General features: G+C 73.4%; 19 protein-coding genes and 1 pseudogene. 13 read left to right on the top strand and 7 right to left on the bottom strand.

The window, feature by feature from the left end; translation table 11 throughout:
- Positions 1-3: 3 nt before the first annotated feature.
- Positions 4-1,779: a PEP-utilizing enzyme gene (locus ACWIYF_RS07520; RefSeq protein WP_448627491.1), complete on the bottom strand. Its 1,776-nt coding sequence runs from the start codon at positions 1,777-1,779 to the stop codon at positions 4-6.
- Between the two features lie 264 nt (positions 1,780-2,043).
- On the opposite strand from ACWIYF_RS07520, the gene ACWIYF_RS07525 reads away from it, so the two are divergent.
- Together ACWIYF_RS07525 and ACWIYF_RS07530 are read left to right on the top strand one after the other, a co-directional pair.
- A complete protein-coding gene (locus tag ACWIYF_RS07525) occupies positions 2,044-2,703 on the top strand; it encodes a GntR family transcriptional regulator (protein ID WP_448627492.1) in 660 nt (219 codons plus the stop codon).
- Positions 2,704-3,120: 417 nt separating this feature from the next.
- Positions 3,121-3,516, top strand: a complete 396-nt coding sequence (locus tag ACWIYF_RS07530; protein WP_448627493.1) for a hypothetical protein — start codon at positions 3,121-3,123, stop codon at positions 3,514-3,516.
- Between the two features lie 5 nt (positions 3,517-3,521).
- Here ACWIYF_RS07530 and ACWIYF_RS07535 read toward each other — a convergent pair whose 3' ends face one another.
- From ACWIYF_RS07535 to ACWIYF_RS07550, 4 genes are read right to left on the bottom strand one after another with little or no spacing between them, the layout of a single operon-like run.
- A complete protein-coding gene (locus ACWIYF_RS07535) occupies positions 3,522-4,247 on the bottom strand; it encodes an ABC transporter ATP-binding protein (protein WP_448627494.1) in 726 nt (241 codons plus the stop codon).
- Positions 4,240-4,989: an ABC transporter ATP-binding protein gene (locus ACWIYF_RS07540; protein ID WP_448627495.1), complete on the bottom strand. Its 750-nt coding sequence runs from the start codon at positions 4,987-4,989 to the stop codon at positions 4,240-4,242. The genes ACWIYF_RS07535 and ACWIYF_RS07540 overlap by 8 nt, the downstream gene beginning before the upstream one ends.
- The gene (locus tag ACWIYF_RS07545; RefSeq protein WP_448627496.1) at positions 4,986-6,020 is read right to left on the bottom strand and encodes a branched-chain amino acid ABC transporter permease; all 1,035 of its coding nucleotides are present in this window, start codon (positions 6,018-6,020) and stop codon (positions 4,986-4,988) included. Before ACWIYF_RS07545 ends, ACWIYF_RS07540 begins: the two co-directional genes overlap by 4 nt.
- Complete coding sequence (locus tag ACWIYF_RS07550) at positions 6,017-7,039, bottom strand: branched-chain amino acid ABC transporter permease (RefSeq protein ID WP_448627497.1); 1,023 nt, start codon at positions 7,037-7,039, stop codon at positions 6,017-6,019. Before ACWIYF_RS07550 ends, ACWIYF_RS07545 begins: the two co-directional genes overlap by 4 nt.
- Before the next feature lie 92 nt (positions 7,040-7,131).
- Here ACWIYF_RS07550 and ACWIYF_RS07555 point away from each other — a divergent pair, with 92 nt between their 5' ends.
- From ACWIYF_RS07555 to ACWIYF_RS07605, 11 genes and pseudogenes are all read left to right on the top strand, one after another.
- Positions 7,132-8,355 carry a Tm-1-like ATP-binding domain-containing protein gene (locus ACWIYF_RS07555; RefSeq protein ID WP_448627498.1) on the top strand — a complete coding sequence of 408 codons (1,224 nt, stop codon included), beginning with the start codon at positions 7,132-7,134 and terminating at the stop codon, positions 8,353-8,355.
- Entirely contained in the window at positions 8,352-9,200 is an 849-nt protein-coding gene (locus ACWIYF_RS07560; protein ID WP_448627499.1) for a phosphoenolpyruvate hydrolase family protein, read from the top strand. The genes ACWIYF_RS07555 and ACWIYF_RS07560 overlap by 4 nt, the downstream gene beginning before the upstream one ends.
- 162 nt (positions 9,201-9,362) lie before the next feature.
- Entirely contained in the window at positions 9,363-10,064 is a 702-nt protein-coding gene (locus ACWIYF_RS07565; protein ID WP_448627500.1) for a GntR family transcriptional regulator, read from the top strand.
- Positions 10,061-10,939 (top strand): FAD binding domain-containing protein, encoded by an 879-nt coding sequence (locus tag ACWIYF_RS07570; protein WP_448627501.1) that lies wholly within the window; start codon positions 10,061-10,063, stop codon positions 10,937-10,939. Before ACWIYF_RS07565 ends, ACWIYF_RS07570 begins: the two co-directional genes overlap by 4 nt.
- A gap of 4 nt (positions 10,940-10,943) precedes the next feature.
- On the top strand, positions 10,944-11,432 hold the full coding sequence (locus ACWIYF_RS07575) for a (2Fe-2S)-binding protein (protein WP_448627502.1): 489 nt from the start codon (positions 10,944-10,946) through the stop codon (positions 11,430-11,432).
- Positions 11,429-13,687, top strand: a complete 2,259-nt coding sequence (locus tag ACWIYF_RS07580) for a xanthine dehydrogenase family protein molybdopterin-binding subunit (RefSeq protein WP_448627503.1) — start codon at positions 11,429-11,431, stop codon at positions 13,685-13,687. The genes ACWIYF_RS07575 and ACWIYF_RS07580 overlap by 4 nt, the downstream gene beginning before the upstream one ends.
- Positions 13,684-15,174: a CoA-acylating methylmalonate-semialdehyde dehydrogenase gene (locus ACWIYF_RS07585; protein ID WP_448627504.1), complete on the top strand. Its 1,491-nt coding sequence runs from the start codon at positions 13,684-13,686 to the stop codon at positions 15,172-15,174. Before ACWIYF_RS07580 ends, ACWIYF_RS07585 begins: the two co-directional genes overlap by 4 nt.
- A gap of 222 nt (positions 15,175-15,396) precedes the next feature.
- Positions 15,397-16,773 carry an ABC transporter substrate-binding protein gene (locus tag ACWIYF_RS07590; RefSeq protein ID WP_448627505.1) on the top strand — a complete coding sequence of 459 codons (1,377 nt, stop codon included), beginning with the start codon at positions 15,397-15,399 and terminating at the stop codon, positions 16,771-16,773.
- A gap of 71 nt (positions 16,774-16,844) precedes the next feature.
- The gene (locus ACWIYF_RS07595) at positions 16,845-17,945 is read left to right on the top strand and encodes a transaldolase family protein (RefSeq protein ID WP_448627506.1); all 1,101 of its coding nucleotides are present in this window, start codon (positions 16,845-16,847) and stop codon (positions 17,943-17,945) included.
- A complete protein-coding gene (locus ACWIYF_RS07600; RefSeq protein WP_448627507.1) occupies positions 17,942-18,622 on the top strand; it encodes a histidine phosphatase family protein in 681 nt (226 codons plus the stop codon). Before ACWIYF_RS07595 ends, ACWIYF_RS07600 begins: the two co-directional genes overlap by 4 nt.
- Positions 18,623-18,664: 42 nt before the next feature.
- Positions 18,665-19,012, top strand: a pseudogene (locus ACWIYF_RS07605) (class I SAM-dependent methyltransferase); the annotation flags it as partial.
- Here the strand turns inward: ACWIYF_RS07605 and ACWIYF_RS07610 are convergent.
- A complete protein-coding gene (locus ACWIYF_RS07610; protein WP_448627508.1) occupies positions 18,987-20,111 on the bottom strand; it encodes an NAD(P)-dependent alcohol dehydrogenase in 1,125 nt (374 codons plus the stop codon). The pseudogene ACWIYF_RS07605 and the gene ACWIYF_RS07610 overlap by 26 nt on opposite strands.
- Entirely contained in the window at positions 20,108-20,893 is a 786-nt protein-coding gene (locus tag ACWIYF_RS07615) for an SDR family NAD(P)-dependent oxidoreductase (protein ID WP_448627509.1), read from the bottom strand. Before ACWIYF_RS07615 ends, ACWIYF_RS07610 begins: the two co-directional genes overlap by 4 nt.
- Positions 20,894-20,912: the final 19 nt, after the last annotated feature.

Consider the following 20,912-nt stretch of genomic DNA (forward strand, 5'->3'; position numbering starts at 1 on the left):
TGATCACAGGGCGGCGGCGGGCGCGGTCCGGACGTCGCTGACGATCTCGACGCGGCCAGTCGAGCCGTTGACGCGCACCCGGTCACCGGTCGTGATCCGGCGGGTCGCGTCGGACGTGCCGACGACGGCCGGGATGCCGAACTCGCGAGAGACGACGGCGGGGTGCGAGGCCATGCCGCCGGCGTCGGTGACCAGGCCGGAGATCTTGGTGAACAGCACGACCCAGGACGGGCTGGTCATCCGGCAGATTACGATGTCGCCCTCCTCCACCTCGCCGAACTGCTCGGCGGAGAGGACGACGCGGGCGGTGCCCTCGACCACGCCGGCCGAGGCGGGCAGGCCCGGGATCTCGCCTTCGTGGCTCGGTGCCGGCCGATTCAGCTTCTCCGGGAAGGCCCACAGCGACCAGTAGGGGAAGCCGACCTGCGACTCGGAGGCGGTGCCGATCCAGTCGCGCGGCCGGACCTCGTAGGCCTCCTCGCGGGCGTCGCGGCGGTCGCCGACGAGCTCCTTGGCGTCGAAGGAGTTGCTGCCGGCCATGAGGCGGCGCAGCTCGTTGTACTTGAGGTACATGACGTCCTCGTCGTCGTCGAGCTTGTCCTCCTCGACGAGCTTGCGGCCGATCGCGACGAGCACCAGCCGGACGCGGGCGTTGGTGCCCTGGTCGATGTAGAAGTGGTGGTCGGGGGTGAGCGGGTTCATCCGCAGGCTCAGCTCGAGCGCCCGCTCCAGCTCGTCGCGCGCCGGACCGGGCTCCACGCCCTCGAACACCTCCGCCTTGGCCTTCTCCAGGTCGTCGGCGACGGCCTGCAGCTCCGCGGGGTAGTCGTAGTCGCTCTCGAGGTAGCCGCGGACGGCCTCGACGATCGGCGCCGGGTCCTCCCGCCACGTCCGGAACGAGAACTCGTGGGCGTACATCGACTTGAAGCCGAAGGTCTTCTGGTACGGCTCGACGTGCTCGGCGAGGAAGGCGCGGCCGGCCTCGCTGCCGTGCAGCGCCCGCAGGACGTCACCGGCGGTGGCCTTCTCGAAGGCGCGGGCGACCTCGCCCTGCTCCTTCTTCACCCACTCCTTGATCTTCCAGAGCTCCTCGATGGAGTCCCAGTTCCGGTTCACCGTCGAGCTCTGCAGCCGGCCCATGAGCGCGGAGTGGTCGCCCTCGCCCTTCGCGGCGGCGATGGCGGCGTTGAGCGCCAGGGTCGAGGAGAACTGGGCGAAGTTGAGCACCCAGTGGATCTGCCAGTGCCGGTCGTGCATGTCGATCGCGTCCTCGAGCAGGATCGCGAGCTCGACCAGGCTGGCGCCCTCGTAGTCGTACTCGTCGAAGCGGACGAAGTTGTGCTCCATCTCGGGGCGCAGCCGGTCACGCCACCACACGAGGAAGTTCTCCGCGTAGTACGGCAGCGTCCAGCCCATGTACCCGCCCATCTCGGCGGGGTCCTGCGGGTCGAGCGGCACCCGGGGGGTGTACCGGCTGCCGTACTCCGATGCCTCGGCGGACAGACCCGGTGTCGCGGGGATCGCGGCGGTGTAGACGTAGCCGTTGACGATCTTGGAGATCCAGTCGGAGGCGAACGGCGTCCCGAAGCGGCGGAACATGTAGTCGCACTTCAGCCACCAGCCGCCGATGTCGGCGTACATCGGCGAGATGGGGTTGGGGATGTGCAGGTCGTCGTGCACCCAGAAGAGCTCCTTCTGGCCGTCCTCCCACTGCACCGGGAACTCGTCGTCCCCGTAGAAGGTCGCCAGGACGGTGTCGTTGGCGCTGTCGTCGCTCATGCCCACTCCGTCGTGAGTCGTGGTGGTGCGGGATCGGGGGATCTGCCGTGCCACCGGGGCGCGCCCCCGGCGGCGAACTATCGATAATCAAGCACGGCCGTGTGACGCACGTCAACCCTCTCGCGTGACCCCCGTCGCAGCGTGTGGAACGCTGGACGGTGGGAACGGGCGCCGTGGCCTGCTGCTTGACACGGCGGCGCCCCGCGGCGCTAACTATCGATAACCGGGCCGTTCTGCATCGGGCCATCGATAAGAGGAGGGCTCATGGAACGGGCGCCGCAGCGCACCGGTCTCCTCCGGGACGCGATCAAGGAACGGATCGTCGAGCGCATCCTCGACGGAACCTACGGACCGGGGGAGCGCATCGTCGAGAGCGCCGTCGCGGCGGAGTTCGGCGTGAGCCAGGCGCCCGTGCGCGAGGCCCTCCGCGACCTCGAGGCCATGCGCTTCGTCGAGTCCCAGCCGCACCGCGGCGCGCGGGTCCGCGAGGTCAGCCCCGAGGAGCTCATCCAGATCTACCCGGTGCGCGCCGCGCTCGAGGAGGTGGCCGGGCGCGAGGCGGCGACGCGGATCACCGAGGAGCAGCTGGCGGCTCTCGGCGAGGAGCTCGCCGGCATGCGGCGCGCCGCCGGGACCGGCGACCTGCACGCGCTGATGGTCCACGACACCCGCTTCCACGAGATCATCGTCGAGGCCTCGGGCAACCAGGTGCTGCTCGACGTGTGGCGGTCGCTGCGGGTGGAGGCGCGCAGCCTGGTCAGCGCGCTCAAGAGCCACTCCGACCTGCACGCCATCGCCGAGCTGCACCGGCCGGTGCTGCAGGCGGTGCAGTTCCGCGACCCCGAGCTCGCGGGCAAGGAGATGCGGGCGCACATCGAGTTCTTCGGCGCGTCGGTGATCAGCCATCTCGGTCGCGGTGCCTAGGTGGCCCCGTCCGGAGGCTCGCCCCCGAGCGTGCGAGGGGTGAGAGGGACGGGGTCCTCCTCCGCGCTGCGCCGGTGAGTCGCGCCGTCCGCACCGCAGCAGCCCTGGTCGTCGTCCTGCTGACCGCCACGGGCTGCGGCTTCCTGGACGCGATGACGCACCCCGAGGAGCAGCAGGAGGGGGCCGTGACGTCGTCGGCCGCGGCCCCGCCGCCGGCCACCCCACCCCCGATCCCGACGAGCCGGTCGTCGTCGCCTGGGCCGACATCCGGGTCGCGCCCAGCGACTCCGCCGGCACGCTGCGGGTCAGCGTCGGCCCCGTGGTGACCGGGCTGGTGCTCCCGTTCACCGAGTTCTTCGAGGGCTGCCCGGTGGAGGGTCCATCGCTGCAGTACGTGCGGGTCTCTTCGAGTACGCGGTGGAGGGGGAGACCCAGCCGGCCCTCGCCGGCCATCTCACGGTCACCCCGGGACCGGCCACGCCCGCTGACATCGGTGACGTCGGCGTCTTCTTCAACCCGAGCCCGGGCCACGACCAGTACTGCACCGACCATCCGCCGCTGCCGGTCACGGACACGTTCTGGTCCCGGGGCGGGCCGAACCGGGTGACCGGCTACGTGGTCCTCGACGAAGCGGTCACCCCGGCCACCCCCGAGGGGCGGGCCGACGTCTTCCCCACGCTGCAGGCGCGCATCGACACGCTGCGCCTCGAGGACGCGGCCACCGGCGCCGAGCGGGCGATCACGCCGGCCGCCGTCCACGTCGGCGCCCCGTGCCCGGACGACCCCGCAGCGCTCTGCGTCCCGCTCGGCTGAGCTGGCTAGGCGGCCGTCGGCTCCACGCCGAGGTAGCGGCGCTGCGCCTCCTCGTCGGCCAGGAGGTCCGCCGAGGTGGTCTCCAGGGCCACCTCGCCGTGCACCATCACCAGCAAGCGGTCGGCCACCGCCGTGGCCATGCCGAGGTTCTGCTCGACGATGAGCAGGGTGAGGCCCTCGGCGACCAGCGTCCGGCAGGTGTCGGTGAGCTGCTCGACGATGGTCGGCGCGAGGCCCTCGGACGGCTCGTCCATGACCAGCAGCTTCGGGTTGGTCAGCAGCGCCCGCCCGATCGCCAGCATCTGCTGCTCGCCGCCGGAGAGCATCGCGGCGCTGACCTTCCGCCGCTCGGCCAGCCGCGGGTAGAGGTCGTAGACGGCGTCGATCGTCCACTTCCCCCGCGTGGCCAGGGACCGGCCGAGCATGCGCAGGTGCTCGTCGGTGGACAGCGACGGGAAGATCCGGCGGCCCTGCGGCACGTAGGCGATCCCGCGGCGGCAGATGTCGTACGACGGCCGGCCCAGGATCTCCTCGCCGTCCAGCCGGATCGACCCGCGCGCCCGGGGCGGGGTGAGCCCCATGATCGCCTTGCACAGGGTCGACTTCCCCATGCCGTTGCGGCCGACGATGCCGGTGGACGTCCGCCCCACCGACAGCGACAGGGAGTGCAGCACGTGCGCGCTGCCGTAGTGGGCGTCGAGGCCGGAGATCTCCAGCACCTGCTCAGACATGGGCCCGTCCCAGGTAGAGGTCGTGGACGCGCTGGTTCCCGCGGATCTCGGCGGGCGTCCCTTCGACGATCACGACGCCGTCGTGCATCATCGTCACCCGCTCGGCCACGGTGAGGGCCACGTCCATGTCGTGCTCGATGAGCAGCAGCGTCACCGCCCGGTCGAGGGAGAGCAGCAGCGCCGTCAGCAGCTGCCGCTCGGCCCGGGACAGCCCCGCGGCCGGCTCGTCGAGCAGCAGCATCCGCGGCTCGGCCACTAGGGCCAGGCCGATCTCGAGCTGGCGCTGCTCGCCGTGGGAGAGGTCGCCGGCGAGGGTGTCCAGCCGGTCGGTCATGCCGACGGCCGCCGCCGTCCGCGCCGCCCGCTCGCGCGCGTCGCGGTCCCGGCCGGTGCGCAGCAGGCGGAACCGGCCACCGGCGACACCGATCGCGGCCAGGTAGAGGTTGTCGGCCACGGTCAGCCCGGTGAGCAGCCGCGAGGTCTGGAAGGTGCGGGAGAGCCCCATCCGGGTCCGCCGGCGTGCGCCGAGGCCGGTCACGTCCCGGCCGAACAGCTCGATGCCGCCGGCCGTGGGGATGTCCGCTCCCGCGATGAGGTTGAACAGCGTCGACTTGCCCGCGCCGTTCGGGCCGAGCACCGCCCGCCGCTCGCCGGGTGCGATGTCGAGGTCGACGTCGCTGACGGCGGTGACGCCGCCGAAGCGGCGGGTCAGCCCGCGCACCCGCAGCACGCTGTCTGTCACATCGACCCCTTCGTCGACGCCGGGACGGGAACGGCCGGCGGCGCAACCGGCGGGGCGGCCGGCGCGGCCGGCCCGCCCGGGAGGTGGCGCCTGAGCCAGGCTCCGGTGCTGCCCAGCACGCCGACGATCCCGCCGGGGGAGACCAGCACGATCACCAGGAAGACGACGCCCAGCCAGGTGGTGAAGCGGTCGCTCCAGCCCCGCAGGTAGGTGTCGCAGAGGGTGTAGAGGAACGCGCCGACCCAGGCGCCCTCCAGCCGGTTGAGCCCGCCGATGACCGCCGCGGTCAGGACGAGGATCGCGATGCCCAGCGAGATGGACCCGGCCGACATGCGGGTGTTCGACCAGGCCGACAGCACGCCGGCGGCCCCCGCGACGGGCGCGGCGAGGGCGAAGCCGAGCGTCCGGTGCAGCCGGACGTTGTAGCCGAGGGCGGCCATGCGCACCGGGTCGTCGCGCACGCCCTGCAGGGCCAGGCCGAAGGCGGTGCGGGACACCCACCGCAGCCCGAGGTAGACGACCACGGACACCAGGAGCAGGAACCAGTACATCCGGTCCGGCTCCTGCACCGGGTCGCCGAGCACCGCGGGCGGCCGGACGGCGTTGATGCCCTCGTGCGCGCCGAAGGTCGGCACGGCGGCGAAGTAGAAGTAGGTCACCTGCGCGAACGCCAGGGTGATGATCAGGAAGTAGATGCCCTGGCTGCCGCTGGCCACGGCCCCGAAGAGCAGCCCGACCGCGGTCGCGGCCGCGATCCCGACCAGCGCGGCCACCCACGGGTTCCAGCCCGCCTCCGCGGACAGCTTGGCCGCGATGAGCCCGGCCACGCCGAACAGCGCCGTCTGGGCCAGGGACACCATGCCCCCGTAGCCGGACAGGAAGGTCAGGCTCACCGCGACGATGCCGAGCCACAGCGAGGTGAGCCCGACCTGGCTGGTGAAGAAGGTGGTGGTCAGCACCGGCACGAGGGCGACGACGACCAGCACGGCCGCCAGGACGCCGCGGGTGCCGAGGGACCAGATGCGGTTCATCGGGCCTTCCCGAACAGTCCGGTCGGCCGCACCGCGAGGATCGCGGCGAGCAGCACGAAGGTGAGCAGGGCGGAGAGGTTCGAGTACTCGGCCGGCAGGTACGCGCTCGAGTACTGGTCGACCAGGCCGAGCAGCAGGGCGCCGAGTGCCGCGCCGCCGAGGCTGCCCATGCCGCCCACGATGACGACGACGAGCGCGCTGACCAGGAACGTCTGGTCCTGGCCGGGCGCCAGCGACAGCGCGGTGCCGGCGAACACGCCGCCGAGCCCGGCCAGCGCGGAGCCGACGAAGAAGGCGATCGCGAAGGCCCGCTGGACGTTCACGCCGAGGGCCGAGGTCATCTGGGTGTCGTCGACACCGGCCCGGACGACCATGCCGACCCGGGTCCGCTTGTACACGAGCCAGAAGATCAGCCCGACCAGCACCGCGGCGACCAGCATCGCGATGCGGAAGGTCGGGTAGGCGAGGTCGTAGACGCCCAGCGGCAACGGCTGGGCCAGCCACTCCGGCGGGAGGATCGCCGTCGGCGTCGCCCCGAAGTACCCGAGCATCTGGTCGGCGAGGATCAGGGAGAACGCGATGGTGATCAGCGCCTGCCGGAGGTCCTGGCCCTGGTTCCAGCGCAGGAACAGCTGGTGCATCACCACGCCGACCACGCCGCTGCCGAGCATGGCCAGCAGCGCGGCGAGGGCCCAGGACACGCCGTTCTGCACGAGGGTCAGCGCGAGGTAGCCGCCCAGCAGGAACAGCGCGCCGTGCGCCAGGTTCGTGACCCGCAGCAGGCCGAAGATGAGTGTCAGCCCGCTGGCGCTGATGAAGTAGAGGCCGGCCAGGGTCAGGCCGTTGAGCGTGATGAGGATGAACGTCGGCACGTTCCCCTCGCTGCCGAACCCGGCCTCGAACGCCTGCCAGAGCACCCCGAGCAGGCCGAGCGCCCCCACGAGGACGGCGATCGCCGGGGCGACCGGCACCCGGAAACGGGGAGCGGAGCGGCGGGCCGCTGCAGTCTGTGTGGCCATCCAACGCACCGAGCCCTTCGCACCCTTGCGGGGCAACCGATAATCGATTAGGGATACGACCATATGACCTGGGACACGTCAAGGAGCCGCCGGTGAGGAAGCCGACCGTCGTCCTCGTCGGCACCCTCGACACCAAGGGCGACGAGTACGCCTTCCTGCGGGACCGGCTCCGCGCCTCCGGGGTCGACACCGTCCTCGTCGACGTCGGCACCCAGGGTCCGCCGCGCACCCCGCCGGACATCGGGCGGGCGGAGGTGGCCGCGGCCGGCGGGCTCGACCTCGCCGCGCTCACCGACCGCGGCGCCGCCGTCCGGGCCATGTGCGCCGCCGCGCCGGTCGTCGTCCGCCGGCTGTTCGACGAGGGCCGCTGCCAGGGGGTGCTGGCCGCCGGGGGCTCGGGCGGCACGGCGATCGCCACGGCCGCGATGCGGGCGCTGCCGGTGGGCCTGCCGAAGGTGGTCGTGTCGACCATGGCCTCGGGGGACACCAGCCCCTACGTCGATGTCAGCGACGTGGTCCTCGTGCCGGCCGTCACCGACGTGGCCGGCCTGAACTCGGTGTCCGCCCGGATCCTCGCCAATGCTGCCGCCGCGGTCGCCGGCATGGTGACCGCGCCACCGGTCGACCCGGGGGAGCGGCGGCCGGTGGTGGCCGCCACGATGTTCGGTGTCACGACGCCTGCGGTGACCGCGGCCCGCGGGGAGCTGGAGCGGCGCGGCTACGAGGTGCTCGTGTTCCACGCGACCGGCACCGGCGGGCGGGCCATGGAGGCCCTCGTGGAGGCCGGCTTCGTCGCGGGCGTGCTCGACCTGACGACGACGGAACTGGCCGACGACCTGGTCGGCGGCGTGCTGTCGGCGGGTCCGCACCGGCTGGAGGTGGCAGGCCGGCTGGGCGTACCGCAGGTCGTCTCGCTCGGCGCCCTCGACATGGTGAACTTCGGCCCGCGGGAGACGGTCCCGGAGCGGTTCGCCGGCCGGACCTTCTACGTGCACAACCCCAGCGTCACGCTGATGCGGACCACGTCCGAGGAGTGCGCCGAGCTCGGCCGCCGGATCGGCGCGAAGCTCTCCGCGGCGCGCGGCCCGGTCGCGCTGTTCGTGCCGCTGCGGGGCGTCTCCGCGATCTCCGGGGCGGGCGGCCCGTTCGCCGACCCCGACGCCGACGCCGCGCTGCTGGCCGGGCTGCGGGCGACGCTGGCGCCGTCGGTCGAGGTGCACGAGGTGGACGCGCACATCAACGACGAGGCCTTCGCCGTCGCCATGGCGGCACGGCTCGACGAGTTCCTGATCGGTCAGCGAGAGGACGACGCGTGAACGGCGATCGGGCGCGGCAGCGGCTGCGCGAGACCCTGGCGGGCGGCGGCACGATCGTCGGCGCCGGAGCCGGCACCGGCCTGTCCGCGAAATGCGCGGAGGCCGGCGGCGCGGACCTGATCATCGTCTACAACTCCGGCCGCTACCGGATGGCCGGGCGCGGCTCGCTGGCCGGGCTGATGCCGTACGGCGACGCCAACGCGATCGTCCTGGAGATGGCCGGCGAGGTGCTGCCGGTCGTGCGGGAGACGCCGGTGCTCGCGGGCGTGTGCGGCACCGACCCCTTCCGGCTGATGGACCGCTTCCTCGGGCAGGTTGCGGACGCCGGCTTCGCGGGGGTGCAGAACTTCCCGACGGTCGGGCTCATCGACGGGGTCTTCCGCGCCAACCTCGAGGAGACCGGGATGAGCTACGCGCAGGAGGTGGAGATGATCGGGCTCGCCGCCGAGCGGGGCCTGCTCACCGCCCCCTACGTGTTCGACGTCGCCTCCGCCGAGGCGATGACGCGCGCCGGCGCGGACCTGCTCGTGCCGCACATGGGGCTGACCACCAAGGGCAGCATCGGCGCCCGCACCGCACGGACCCTCGACGACTGCGTCGCGCTGATCCAGGAGATGCGCGACGCGGCGGTCGCGATCAATCCCGACGTGATCGTCCTCTGCCACGGCGGGCCGATCGCCGAGCCCGACGACGCGCAGTACGTGCTGTCGCGGACGACGGGCGTGGTCGGCTTCTTCGGTGCCTCGAGCATGGAGCGGCTCCCGACCGAGGCCGCCCTCACCGAGAACATGGCGCGCTTCAAGGCCCTCACCGCCGGTCGGGACGCCGGGCGGCCCGCTCCTTGACGGTCCCCGGCGGCCCACGTAGCGTCATCATCGATTATCGAGGGCAGCATCCGAGGGGCCTCCATCGTGGGGTCCCCGGGTTCGCTGGGATTGTCGAGATCATGGGGCGCAGCGGAGCCGGCGCGATCGCGCTCCCCCTCGACGGAGAACTTGGAGGTGGCCATGTCTGGCCCCGACGCCCTCACGCGCAGCGTCCTCGCCGACCAGGTGAAGGAGCGGCTGCTCGAGTCCATCCTGGACGGCTCCTACCCGCCCGACTCCCGGATCGTCGAGACGGCGGTCGCCAAGGAGCTCGGCACCAGCCAGGCGCCGGTGCGGGAGGCGCTGCGCGGGCTGGAGGCGCTCGGCATCGTCGAGATCACCCCGTTCCGCGGGGCCCGCGTGCGCCGGCTCGACACCGCGGAGCTGCTCGAGGCCTACGTCGTCCGCTCGACCATCGAGGTGCTCGGCGCCCGGCTGGCGATGGCCCGGCTGACCGACGAGGACGTCGCCGGGCTGCTGGCGATCGGCGAGGAGATGCAGCGCGCCGCGGACGCCGGCGACGGCCGGGCGCTGGCCATCGTGGACGCCAGCCTGCACGAGCGGATCATGCAGCTGTCCGGCAACGGCACCCTGCTGCGCGTGTGGCGCTCGCTGGAGCCGATGTCGCGCACCTACATCACCCTCGTGGGCCCCGGCTCGGACCCGCAGTGGAGCGCGGCGCTGCACGACCCGATCCTCGACGCGATCCGCGCCCGCGACACCGACGGCGTCGTCCGCGCGATCGAGAGCCACTTCGACGAGGTCCGGGACCGGCTCGCCGGCCACCTGGCCGAGGTGGCCGAGCAGCAGGCCGCCGCGCCGTCGGCCGCCCGGACGTCATGAGACCGTTCGCCTACGCGCGGCCGGGCTCGCTCGCCGAGGCCTACGACGTCCTGGAGTCCGCGGCCCCCGAGGACGTCCGCATGATCGTCGGCGGCACCGATCTCATCGTCGGGCTGCAGAGCGGCCGGATCACGCCCCGCGTCGTCCTCGACCTCAAGCACCTGGCCGACCTGCCGGCGCGGATCGACGAGGCCGACGGGCGGATCTCGGTCTCCGCGGTCACCACGCTCTCGGAGCTGATCGCGGACGAGCGGATCCGCCGCTGGTTCCCCGCGCTGGTCGAGGCGGCGCAGACGGTCGGCTCGGTGCAGATCCGCAACCGCGCGTCGCTCACCGGCAACATCTGCAACGCCTCGCCGGCGTACGACACCGGCCCGGCGCTGCTGGCGTACGACGCCGTCGTCGTCCTCTCGGGCCGGGACGGCGAGCGACGGGTGCCGGTCGCGGACTTCGTGCTCGGCCCGCGCCGCACCGATCTGCGGCCCGGGGAGATCGCCACCGCCGTCGAGCTGCCGGTCCCCGAGCCGCCGCTGGGCGCGTCCTTCGCCCGGCTCACCCGCCGGCGCGGGGTGGACCTGGCCACGCTGAGCCTCTGCTGCGCCGTCAGTGCCCGGCGCACGCGATTCGCCTTCGGCGCGGTGGCCCCGCGGTCGTTCGTCGTCGACGACGACAGCGGCGTGCTCGCCGACCGCAGCTCGGCCGAGGCCGGCCGCGAGGAGGCGCTGCGGGCGATGACCGCGCACGCCTCGCCGATCACCGACGTCCGCGGCGGCGCCGACTACCGGCAGGCGATGCTGCTCGTCCTCGGCCGGCGGGCGCTGGCCGCCGCCCTCGACCGGCGCGACGCCCTCCCCGACAACCGCAAGGAAGCGTGACGCGATGGCCGCCGACAGCTATCCGGTCGACCTCACGGTCAACGGCGTCCCCCGGTCGGTCGCCGTCTCGAGCACCGAGACGCTGCTCGACGCGCTGCGCTGGGACCTCGACCTGACCGGCAGCAAGGAGTGCTGCGCCGAGGGCGAGTGCGGTGCCTGCACCGTGCTGATCGACGGGCGCGCCGTGAACTCCTGCCTCGTGCTGGCGGTGGAGGCCGGGGGCATGGACGTCACGACCATCGAGGGCCTCGAGGACGGCGGGCGGCTGAGTCCGCTGCAGGACGCCTTCCTGGCCACGGGCGCCGTCCAGTGCGGCTTCTGCATCCCGGGCATGGTCATGGCCGCGCAGGCGCTGCTCGACGAGAACCCGCGGCCGAGTGTCCCGGAGATCCGGGAGGGCCTGGCCGGCAACCTGTGCCGGTGCGCCGGCTACCAGCGCATCGTCGCGGCGGTCCAGCGCGTGGCGGGCACGGACGAGGAGCCGGCGGCGTGACCGGACCGCGCATCGGCGTCTCCGCGCGCCGCGTCGGCGGGTACGAGCGGGTCACCGGCCGTCAGCGGTTCGTCGGCGACGTCAAGCCCGACGACCTGCTGCACGTCAAGCTGGTCACGCTCGACTGCGCCCGCGCGCGCATCGTCGGCATCGACACCGCGGCCGCCGAGGCGGTGCCCGGCGTCCGGGCGGTGCTCACCGCGGCGGATCTCCCCGACCCGATGCCGCGGTTCGGTCCCGTCCACGCCGACCGGCCGGTGCTCGCGGTCGGGGAGACGAAGTTCCACGGCGAGGCGGTGGCGGCCGTCGCCGCGGAGACGGAGCAGGCCGCCGAGGAGGCGGCCGCGCTGGTGCGCGTGCAGGCCGAGGAGCTGCCCGCGGTGCTCACCGTCGAGGACGCCCTCGCCGAGGACGCGCCGCTGGTGCAGGACCCCGCGCTCCGCGACGGCCCGCTCGCCTCCACCAACACGGTGCGCGAGTGGCGGTTCGGGTGGGGGGACGTCGACGCCGCGGGCGCGCCCTGCGTCGTCGAGAACACCTACACCTTCCCGATGGTCACGCACTTCGCGATCGAGCCGCACGTGTTCCTCGCGGCGCCCGACGGCGACGGGCTCACCGTCTGGAGCGCCATCCAGCACCCCTACCTGCTGCAGTCGGGCATCGCGGCGATGCTCGGCCTGCCGATCGCCAAGGTCCGGGTGGTCGCCCCCGACCCCGGCGGCGCGTTCGGCGGCAAGCAGCACGCCAAGTTCGAGCCGCTGCTGGCCTTCCTCGCCCGGCGCACCGGGCGGCCGGTCCGGCTGGCGCTCACCCTGGCGCAGACGTTCCAGGCCGTGCGCCGCACCGCCTACCGGGTGCGCATGCGCACCGGCTTCGACACGGACGGCACCCTGCTGTTCCAGGACGCCGAGATCGACGGGCTGCTCGGCGCCTACGCCGACATCGCCGTCCGGGTGGTCTCGAAGTCCACCTATCTCTTCTGCGGTCCCTACCGGGTGCCCGACGCCCGCGCGCGCGTGCGGGCGCTGCTGTCGCACACGCCGCCGGCGACGGCGTTCCGCGGGTTCGGCACGCCGCAGGTGGCGTGGGCGGTGGAGTCGCAGATGGACGAGGCCGCCCGCCGCCTCGGCCTCGACCGGCTGGAGATCCGGATGCGCAACCTCGCCCGCCGCGGCGAGGAGGTGGTGGCCGGGGACAAGCCCGCCGACGGCGACTGGCCGCAGAGCCTGCGCACCGCCGCCGAGGCCATCGGCTGGGGCGCGCCGCTGGCGCCGAACCGCGGTCGCGGCATCGGCGTCGCGATCAAATCCTCGGCCACGACCGGCGCCTCGTACTCCATCGTGCGGCTGCACATGGACGGCAGCGCCACCGTGCTCGCCGGCACCTCCGACATGGGCCAGGGCGCCCGGACGGTGCTCGCCCAGATCGCCGCCGAGGAGCTCGGGGTCGACGTCGACGCCGTCTCGGTGGTCATGGGCGACACCGGCATGGCGCCGTTCGACCTGCAGACGTCGGCCAGCCGCTCCACCGTCTTCATGGGCACCGCGGTGGCCGAGGCCTGCCGCGACGTCAAGCGGCAGGTCGGCGAGCTGGCGGCCGGTGCGTTCGGCACCGAGGACGTCGAGGTCCTGAACGGAACCGTCGTCGTCGACGGCCGCAAGCTCGCCTTCCCCGAGGTGCTCGTCGCCGGCTTCGCGGGCGTGCGCGGCGAGGTGATCGGCGTGGGGTCCCGCCGCGGCGAGGCGGTGCCGACGCACCCGCTGGGCGGGTCGCCGTCCTTCTACGAGTTCAACGCGACCGCCGTCGAGGTCGAGGTCGACCGGGAGACCGGCGAGCTGCTGATCGTCAAGCACGTCTCCGTCGCCGACGTCGGGCGGGCGCTGAACCCGGCGCACGTCGAGGCGCAGGACGAGGGCGCGGCCATCATGGGCCTGGGCCACACGCTCATGGAGCACCTGATCTTCGACGAGCACGGCCGGATCGTGAACCTCGGCGCGCTCGACTACCGCATCCCGACCACCAAGGACGTGCCGCTCGAGCTGCACTCCCACCTGGTCGAGAACGAGGACGGCCCCGGTCCGTACGGCGCGAAGGGCGCGGGGGAGGGCGGCCTGTTCGCCGTCTCCCCGGCGGTCGCGGCCGCGGTCACCGAGGCGACCGGCGTGGTGGTGCGCGACCTGCCGCTCACCGCCGAGCGCGTGTGGCGCGCCCTTCAGGCAAGCACAGCCTTCGACGACGAGGGAGACCGACCGTGAGGACCATCCAGCACTGGATCGACGGCGCCGAGAACTCCGGTTCCGGCGGTCGCCGGGCGCCGGTGTTCAACCCGGCCACGGGCGAGCAGCAGGCCGAGGTCCTGCTCGCCGAGGCCGCCGACGTCGACCGGGCGGTCGCGGCCGCCGCGGCGGCCTTCGAGGAGTGGTCGGAGTCGTCGCTGTCGCGGCGCACGGGCATCCTCTTCGCGTTCCGCGAGATCGTCTCCCGCCGCAAGGCCGAGCTCGCCGCGGCCATCACCGACGAGCACGGCAAGGTGCTCTCCGACGCCGCGGGTGAGGTGCAGCGCGGGCTGGAGGTGGTCGAGTTCGCCTGCGGGATCCCCCAGCTGCTCAAGGGGGAGTACTCCGACCAGGTCTCCACCGGCGTCGACAGCTACAGCTTCCGCCAGCCGCTGGGCGTGGTCGCCGGCATCACGCCGTTCAACTTCCCGGCGATGGTGCCCATGTGGATGTTCCCGGTCGCGATCGCGTGCGGGAACACCTTCGTGCTCAAGCCCAGCGAGCGCGACCCGTCCGCGTCGCTCCTGCTCGCCGAGATGTGGGCCGAGGCCGGCCTGCCGCCGGGCGTCTTCAACGTCGTGCACGGCGACAAGGTCGCCGTCGACGCGCTGCTCGACCACCCGGCCGTCGCCGCGGTCTCCTTCGTCGGCTCCACGCCGATCGCGCAGTACGTGCACGACCGCGGCACGCGCAACGGCAAGCGGGTGCAGGCGCTCGGCGGCGCCAAGAACCACGCGATCGTGCTGCCCGACGCCGACCTCGACTTCGCCTCCGACCACCTCGCCGCCGCCGCCTACGGCTCGGCGGGGGAGCGGTGCATGGCGATCTCGGCGACCATCGCGGTCGGCTCGGTCGGCGACGAGCTCATCGACGTCCTCGACCGGCGCAGCCGCGCGGTGCGCGTCGGGCCGGGTCGCGAGCCGGGCAGCGAGATGGGGCCGATCGTCACCCAGGCATCGAAGGAGCGGATCGTCTCGCTGATCACCTCGGGGGAGGAGAGTGGCGCCAAGGTCGTGGTCGACGGCCGCGACCTCGTCGTCCCCGGGCACGAGAACGGCTTCTTCGTGGGCCCGACGCTGGTCGACCAGGTGCGGCCGGACATGGAGATCTACCGCGAGGAGATCTTCGGGCCGGTGCTGTCGGTGCTGCGCGCCGGCACGGTCGACGAGGCGATCGACCTGATCAACGCCAACCCCTACGGCAACGGGACGGCGATCTTCACCTCGCACGGCGGCGCCGCGCGGAAGTTCGTCCGCGGCGTGAAGGTCGGGATGATCGGCGTCAACGTGCCGGTCCCCGTGCCGATGGCCTACCACTCCTTCGGCGGCTGGAAGAACTCCCTCTTCGGCGAGCACCACGTGCACGGCCCCGACGGCGTCCGGTTCTACACCCGCGCCAAGGTGGTCACCCAGCGCTGGCCGGAACTGGAGCGGGACGCGTCGTTCGACATGCCCACGGCGCGTTGACGCGGCGGCGCTGAGCAGGGCGGCGGGCCGACCGGCCCGCCGCCCTCGTCGTCCTGCCGGGACGGCCGTCCGGCCTGCGGAGACGATTCGGGCACGGGCGTGCGGACGCCCTTGACGTGCGGAAAATGTGATCCCTATCATCCCCGGTGATCGTCAATCGATTATCGGTTGAGCGGATGGGAGCGGCTCCGGCCGCCCCTCAGCCAGGGAGCAGGAGAGTCAATGAGGAACTCCACGAGCCGGCTGCGCGCCCGGGGCGCGATCGCCGTGGTGGCCGGCGCCGCGCTGGCGCTGACCGCGTGCGGTGGCAACGACAACTCGTCGTCCGGGTCGGCGTCGGAGACGGCGGCCGCGCCGGCGGAGGCTCCCGAGGGAGCCATCCAGATCGGCGTGCTGACCACCTGCGGTGGTCCGTTCGCCACGTTCGAGGCGGAGTCGCTGTCCGGCGCCAAGTACGCGCTCATCAAGGACGCGGGCGGCAAGGCCGACGGCCAGGAGCCGCAGGACCAGGTGACCGGCGCGACGGTGGCCGACAAGCCGCTGGCGATCAGCTACGGCTGCTCCGACGCCACCCCGGACAAGGCTGTCGCCGAGGCCCGCCGCCTGGTGGAGAACGTCGGCGTGCAGATCCTGCTCGGCCCGCTCTCGGGCGACGAGGGTGTCGCGGTGGCCAACTACGCCAAGAGCCACCCCGAGGTCACCTTCGTCAACGGCACCTCCGGCGCGCAGTCCACGACCCTGCAGGTGAAGGCGCCCAACTTCTTCCGCTTCGGTGGGGACGGCGCGCAGTGGATGGCGGGCCTGGGCTCCTACGCCTACAACGAGAAGGGCTGGCGGAAGGTCGCCATCCTGGGCGAGGACTACTCCTACCCGTACACCCAGGCCGCGGGCTTCGTCAGCGAGTTCACCTCGCTGGGCGGCGAGGTCACCGCGCGCAGCTGGGTGCCGCTGACCCAGACCGACTGGTCGTCGCCGGTGGCGCAGCTGCCGCGTGACGTCGACGGCGTCCTGCTGCTCACCGGTGGCACCAACACCGTCGCGGCCGAGAAGGCGTTCATCCAGATCGGCAAGGACCCGGGCGACTTCCTGCTCGGTGGCTCGTCGGTGATGGACCCGACGTCCTTCACCGTCGGCGACCAGCTCGAGGGCCTGGTCGGCGGCTCCCCGGTCCCGCTCGGCGGCACCGAGGGCGACTGGACCGACTACGTCGACGGGTTCACCGGGGAGTTCCCCGACGTCCCCGGTGACAGCCTCTTCACCGTCCTGTACTACGACGGCATGCAGGCGATCCTCCAGGGTCTCGAGCAGGTGGACGGCGACCTGAGCGACGACTCCAAGGCCTTCCAGGAGGCGCTGGCCGGGCTGCAGCCCACCTTCCCGAACGGGCAGGTGACGCTGGACGAGAACCGCAACTCGATCCAGCCGGCCTACGTCGTGCAGATCGTCAAGGACGGCGACGAGCTTGGCTTCAAGGTGGTCAAGACGATCGACGAGGTCGACCAGACCTTCGGCGGTCTGTTCGGGCCCGACTCGCCGGACCCGAGCCGCGACGAGCCGGCGAAGGCGACCGGCAACCCGCCGCCGTGGGCCAACGACTGACCCGCTGAACACCGCCGTCGGCGCGGTGCGCGCACCGCGCACCGCGCCGACGCACTTGTGTGAGGAGTGAGATGACCGACCTGGCGACCACCGCCGTCCCGACGGCGCCGCCCCTCCTGCGCATGGCGCGGGAGACCCCGACCGTGCTCTGGAACGACTCGGCCACCCCGGCCGAGCTCTCGGCGGCCATCGGCTGGGGGGCGGTGGGCGCCACCTGCAACCCGGTCATCGCGCTGGCCGCGCTGCGCAGCGACCTGCCGCGGTGGCAGCGGCGGATCCGCGAGTACGCCGAGGCGCACCCGACGGCCACGGAGTCGCAGATCGGCTGGGCGATGGTCGAGGAGCTGTCGGTCGAGGCGGCGGCGCTGCTCACCGACGCCTTCGCCGAGCACGCCGGCCGCAACGGCCGGCTGTCGGTGCAGACCGACCCGCGGCTCTACCGCGACACCGACGCGCTCGTCGCGCAGGCGGTGGCCTTCGACGCGCTGGCGCCCAACATCATCGTGAAGATCCCGGCCACGCAGGCCGGCATCCGGGCGATGGAGGAGGCCACCTACCGCGGGGTCAGCATCAACGCCACGGTGTCGTTCACGGTGCCGCAGGCGGTCGCGGTCGCCGAGGCCATCGAGCGCGGGCTGGAGCGGCGGGAGGCCGAGGGGCTCGACGTCGCCTCGATGGGCCCGGTCTGCACGATCATGGTGGGCCGCCTCGACGACTGGCTGAAGGCGGTCGCCGCCCGCGACGTCGTCACCGTCGACCCGGGGATCCTCGAGTGGGCCGGCGTCGCGGTGTTCAAGCAGGCCTACCGGATCTTCCGCGAGCGGGGCTTCCGCACCCGGCTGCTGTCGGCGGCGTTCCGCAACCACATGCACTGGAGCCAGCTGGTCGGCGGCGACGTCGTGATCTCCCCGCCGTTCGAGTGGCAGGTCCGGCTCAACGCCAGCGGCATCGAGCCGCTGCCGCGGATCGACGACCCGGTGGACGACGCCGTCGTCTCGACCCTGTGCGAGAAGTTCCCGGAGTTCCGGCGGGCCTACGATCAGGACGGGATGACGATCGGCGAGTTCGAGGGCTACGGGGCCACGCGGCGCACGCTGCGCCAGTTCCTCGCCGCCTGCGCCGATCTGGAGGGCGTGGTGCGCGACGTGCTGCTGCCCGACCCGGCGAAGTGAGCCCGACCCGGCGGGGGCGCCGGCTGATCCTGCTGCGCCACGGCGAGGTGGTCTCGCACCGGGGCGACCAGCCGCTGACCGACACCGGCCGGGCTCAGGCCGAGGAGGCAGGCAAGCGGCTGGCCGGGCACGGCCTGGGCTCGGTGCGCCTCCTGTCGGGCGCCACCCGCCGGACCAAGGAGTCCGCGCAGGGGGTGCTCGAGGGTCTGACGGCGGCCGACCCGTCGGCCCGCGTCACCCCGCCCGTGGTGGCCTTCGCCCTGCGCAACCCCGACATCTACCTCGCCGGCGAGCGCGTCGACATGGTCAGCACGGCCGAGGCCTTCGCCGCCCAGGTGCCGGGCATGACGCCCGACGGCGTCCTCGCCGTCCCCTTCTTCCGTGGGTTCCTCACGGCGCCGGACCGCATCGAGCACTGGGTGCACTGCGCGGACCCGCCCGGGGACGACGCCGCCGGCGTGGCGGCGCGCATCGCGGCGTTCGCGGCCAGCCTGGGTGATCTGGGGCCGGCCGCCCCCGACACGGTCATCGGGGTGACGCACTCGCCGGTGCTGCGGGCGGTGGCCGTCCGGTTCACCGGGACCGACCCCGGCGAGCCGCCGTACCTCAACGGCTACGCCGTCGACGTGGCCGGGGACGGCACCGTGCGGGCGGCGGCGTTCGACCCCTTCGCCTGATCGGGGGCCGGGCAGACGACGCGCGACCGCCTCGGCGACCGCGCCGAGCTGCGCCGGCACGACCTCGAGCAGCGGCTCGGCTTCGCCGCCGACGCCTCCTTCGACGGTGTGCTGGCCGAGCTCGTGCTGCACCACGTCGACGCCCGCGCCCAGTTGCTCGCCGAGATCGCCCGCGTGCTGCGCCCGGGCGGCTGGCTGGTCGTCGCCACCCATCACCCGACGTCGGACCAGCGCCGGCTCGGCGGCTCCCACTTCGCGCGCGAGGGGGCGCCCCTGCCGCTGGCGGGCGGGCGCCGGCCGCTGTCCGAGCTGGCCGCGACCGACCCGGTGGGCTACGCGCGGCTGTGCACGGAGCCGGCGTTCCTCACGCTGCGGCTGCGCCGTCCATGAGCAGCACCGGCTTGACGACGTCGCCGGTCTCGGTGTCGGCGGCGGCCCGGTTGATCTCGTCGAGCCGGTAGTGGGTGAGCAGCCGGTCGAACGGCAGCAGCCCCCGCCGGTGCAGGTCGAGCAGCCGGGGGATCGTCCGGGCCGGCGTGCTGTCGCCCTGCAGGACCCCGCGCACGGTGAGGCCCTTCGTCATGGCCTCCAGCATCGGGATGCCGCCGGTCACGCCGGGCGGCGCGGTGCCGACGTAGGCGCAGGTGCCGAGCGAGTCCAGCGAGCGCACGGCCTGGGTGAGCACCTCGGGGACGCCGGTGGTCTCGAAGGCGAACTCCACCCCCCGGCCACCGGTCGCGTCCCGGATCGCCTCGACCGGGTCGGCGTCCTCGGGGGACACCACGTGGGTGGCGCCGAACTCGGCCGCCAGCGTGAGCCGGGACCGCCGGCGGTTGACGGCGACGATGGTCGTCGCGCCGCACAGCCGGGCCGCCATGATCCCGCACAGGCCCACCGAGCCGGCGCCGAAGACCGCCACCGACGAGCCGGGGGTCACCCGGAGCACGTCGAGCACCGTCCCCGCGCCGGTCTGCACCCCGCAGGCCAGCGGCCCGGCGATGCGCAGGTCGACGTCGTCCGGGACCTTCACGACGCTGCGCGCGTTCGCGACGGCGAGCGTGCCGAACGACGACTGGCCGAAGAAGTGGTCCCCGACCGGCCGGCCGGCGGCGTCGGTCGTGGCGACGGACCCGTCGGGGCGGCGGCAGCCGAACTTCAGCGCGGCGATCGTGTCGCAGTACGCCGAGCGGCCGGTGCGGCAGCGGCGGCACTCCCCGCACGACGGGAAGCTGAGGACCACCTTGTCGCCGGGGGCGACGCCGCGGACCGCGCTGCCGGTCTCCCGCACGATCCCGGCGCCCTCGTGGCCGAGGACCGCCGGCAGGGAGTCCGGGCGGGAGTCGCGCACCAGCAGGTCGGTGTGGCACATGCCGGAGGCGACGACGTCCACGAGGACCTCGTCCGGCCGCGGTCCCTCGAGCACGACCTCCTCGAGGAGGAAGCGGCCGCCCGGCTCGCGGACGACCGCACAGGTCGCCGGGGAGCTCACTGGGTGGCCGTGAGGCCGCCGTCGAGCGTGAGGACCTGGCCGGTGACGAACGCCGAGGCGTCGGAGCAGAAGAACAGCAGGGCGCCGACCAGGTCGTCGGTCTCGGCGATCCGGCGCAGCGGGATGCGGGCGACCAGGTTGTCGTAGAACCCGGGCTGGGCCAGCAGGGAGGCCGCCTGCTCGGTGCGCACGAACGTCGGCGAGATCGCGTTGACCCGGATGCCGTGCTTGGCCCACTCGGTGGCGTGCTGGCGGGTGAGGGCATCCATGGCGCCCTTGGCCGCGACGTAGGCGGAGTAGCCGGCGTCGATGCCGAGCTGGCCGCGGACGGAGCTGATGTTGAGGATCGAGCCGCCCCGGCCGCCGGCGATCATCGCGCGGGCGGCGGCCTGCGAGACCAGCAGCGCCGTCGTCAGGTTGAGGTCGAGGATCCGGTCCCACTCCGCCTGCGGGTACTCCTCGGCCGGGTACAGCGCGGTGCCGGCGCCGCCGCCGATGCCGTTGACCAGGACGTCGACCCGGCCGAAGGCGTCGAGGGTCTGCGCGATCGCGTCGTCCGCGGCCTCCTTGCCGGCCATGTCGCCGGCGACGACCAGTGCCTCACCGCCGGCCTGCTCGACCGCCTGGCGCGCCTCCTCCAGCCGCTCCTTCGAGCGCCCGATGATCGCGACCTTCGCGCCGACGCCGGCCAGCGCGCCGCACGTCCGGACGCCGACGCCCCCGGAGCCCCCGGCCACGACGGCGACGCGGTCGGTCAGGGTGAAGCGCTGCAGTTCATCCATGGTGTTCCGGTTCCTCCGA

This window comes from Geodermatophilus sp. URMC 64, assembly GCF_053502555.1.

What these genes read in the sequence shown, in the direction of transcription:
- ACWIYF_RS07520 (WP_448627491.1), bottom strand. Translation starts at nt 1,779, where the DNA reads ATGAGCGACGACAGCGCCAACGACACCGTCCTGGCGACCTTCTACGGG.
- ACWIYF_RS07525 (WP_448627492.1), top strand. Translation starts at nt 2,044, where the DNA reads ATGGAACGGGCGCCGCAGCGCACCGGTCTCCTCCGGGACGCGATCAAG.
- ACWIYF_RS07535 (WP_448627494.1), bottom strand. Translation starts at nt 4,247, where the DNA reads ATGTCTGAGCAGGTGCTGGAGATCTCCGGCCTCGACGCCCACTACGGC.
- ACWIYF_RS07545 (WP_448627496.1), bottom strand. Translation starts at nt 6,020, where the DNA reads ATGAACCGCATCTGGTCCCTCGGCACCCGCGGCGTCCTGGCGGCCGTG.
- ACWIYF_RS07550 (WP_448627497.1), bottom strand. Translation starts at nt 7,039, where the DNA reads ATGGCCACACAGACTGCAGCGGCCCGCCGCTCCGCTCCCCGTTTCCGG.
- ACWIYF_RS07565 (WP_448627500.1), top strand. Translation starts at nt 9,363, where the DNA reads ATGTCTGGCCCCGACGCCCTCACGCGCAGCGTCCTCGCCGACCAGGTG.
- ACWIYF_RS07570 (WP_448627501.1), top strand. Translation starts at nt 10,061, where the DNA reads ATGAGACCGTTCGCCTACGCGCGGCCGGGCTCGCTCGCCGAGGCCTAC.
- ACWIYF_RS07575 (WP_448627502.1), top strand. Translation starts at nt 10,944, where the DNA reads ATGGCCGCCGACAGCTATCCGGTCGACCTCACGGTCAACGGCGTCCCC.
- ACWIYF_RS07590 (WP_448627505.1), top strand. Translation starts at nt 15,397, where the DNA reads ATGAGGAACTCCACGAGCCGGCTGCGCGCCCGGGGCGCGATCGCCGTG.
- ACWIYF_RS07595 (WP_448627506.1), top strand. Translation starts at nt 16,845, where the DNA reads ATGACCGACCTGGCGACCACCGCCGTCCCGACGGCGCCGCCCCTCCTG.
- ACWIYF_RS07615 (WP_448627509.1), bottom strand. Translation starts at nt 20,893, where the DNA reads ATGGATGAACTGCAGCGCTTCACCCTGACCGACCGCGTCGCCGTCGTG.